Source organism: Pseudoxanthomonas sp. LjRoot204_2, from assembly GCF_056175765.1.
The window spans coordinates 1-1,409 of the sequence record NZ_JBGFFG010000640.1 but is presented as its reverse complement, the minus strand read 5'-3'; the positions used below and the strand labels follow the sequence as shown (position 1 = coordinate 1,409).

The window sequence follows — 1,409 nt, the reverse complement described above, 5'->3', positions numbered from 1 at the left end:
GTCGTACATCTTCATGCTCGACTGCTCGGCGGACAGATCCTTCGCCACCTGCTTGATGACGTCGTTGCGCGGATCGCCGGTGGTGTACACCGGATGGCCGAAGCCGATCACGACTTCCTTGCGCTCGACGCGCGCCTTGATGTCGGCTTCCGCTTCGTCGGGCGATTCGTAGCGTTTCTGCACTTCGAAGGCCACTTCGTTCGCTCCGCCATGCTTCGGGCCGCGCAGCGCACCGATGCCACCCGCGATGCAGGAATGCATGTCGCTGCCGGTGCCGGCGATGACGCGGCAGGTGAAGGTGGAGGCATTGAACTCGTGCTCGGCGTACAGGATCAGCGAGGTGTGCATCGCCCGCACCCACGACTCGCGCGGCTTCTCGCCGTGCAGCAGGTGCAGGAAGTGGCCGCCGATGGAGTCGTCGTCGGTCTCCACGTCGATCGCGCGGCCGTTGTGGCTCCAGTGGTACCAGTACAGCAGCATGGAGCCCAGCGAGGCCATCAGCTTGTCGGCGATGTCGCGCGCGCCCGGATGGTTATGGTCGTCCTTCTCCGGCGATACGCAGCCGAGGATCGACACGCCAGTGCGCATCACGTCCATCGGGTGCGCGGACGGCGGCAGCTCTTCCAGCGCGGCCTTCACCGCGGCCGGGATGCCGCGCAGCGACTTCAGCTTCGCCTTGTAGGCGACCAGCTCGGCGCGGTTGGGCAGCTTGCCGTGCACCAGCAGGTAGGCGACTTCCTCGAACTCGCAGATCGTGGCCAGGTCGAGGATGTCGTAGCCGCGGTAATGCAGGTCGTTGCCGCTGCGGCCGACCGTGCACAGCGCGGTGTTGCCGGCGGCGGTGCCGGACAGGGCGACGGATTTCTTCGGCTTGAAGGGGACGCTCTCTGACATGTTCAATTCCTCATCTTGTTTTGGAGCCCCTCTCCCGATGGGAGAGGGGTTGGGGTGAGGGTTCGGCGAAATCCGTGCAGCTCGAACATCGCTGGCTTCGCCGTACCCTCATCCGCCCTTAGGGCACCTTCTCCCGAAGGGAGAAGGAATATCCTTACTTCTTTGCGGAAAACAGGGTATCGAGCTTCTGCTCGAAGGCGTGGTAACCGATGCGGTCGTACAGCTCCTCGCGCGTCTGCATGCTGTCGACCACGTTCTTCTGGTGGCCGTCGCGGCGGATCGCTTCGTACACGTTCTCCGCGGCCTTGTTCATCGCGCGGAACGCCGACAGCGGATACAGCTGGATCGCTACGCCGACCGAGGCCAGTTCGTCGCGGGTGAACAGCGGCGTCTTGCCGAACTCGGTGATGTTGGCCAGCACCGGCACTTTCACCGCATCGACGAAACGCTGGTAGGTGGGCAGGTCGTAGGCGGCCTCGGCGAAGATGCCGTCGGCTCCGGCCTCGACGCAGGCG

Annotated in this window: 2 protein-coding genes; both read right to left on the bottom strand. The window is 64.7% G+C overall.

Annotated elements, in window-relative coordinates; all coding sequences use genetic code 11:
* Window positions 1-894: citrate/2-methylcitrate synthase (locus AC04L7_RS18670; RefSeq protein WP_475513699.1), on the bottom strand; the 894-nt coding region annotated here is incomplete at its 3' end.
* A 154-nt stretch (window positions 895-1,048) separates the two neighbouring features.
* A partial coding sequence (locus AC04L7_RS18665; RefSeq protein WP_475513698.1) for a beta/alpha barrel domain-containing protein occupies window positions 1,049-1,409 on the bottom strand: 361 nt, incomplete at its 5' end.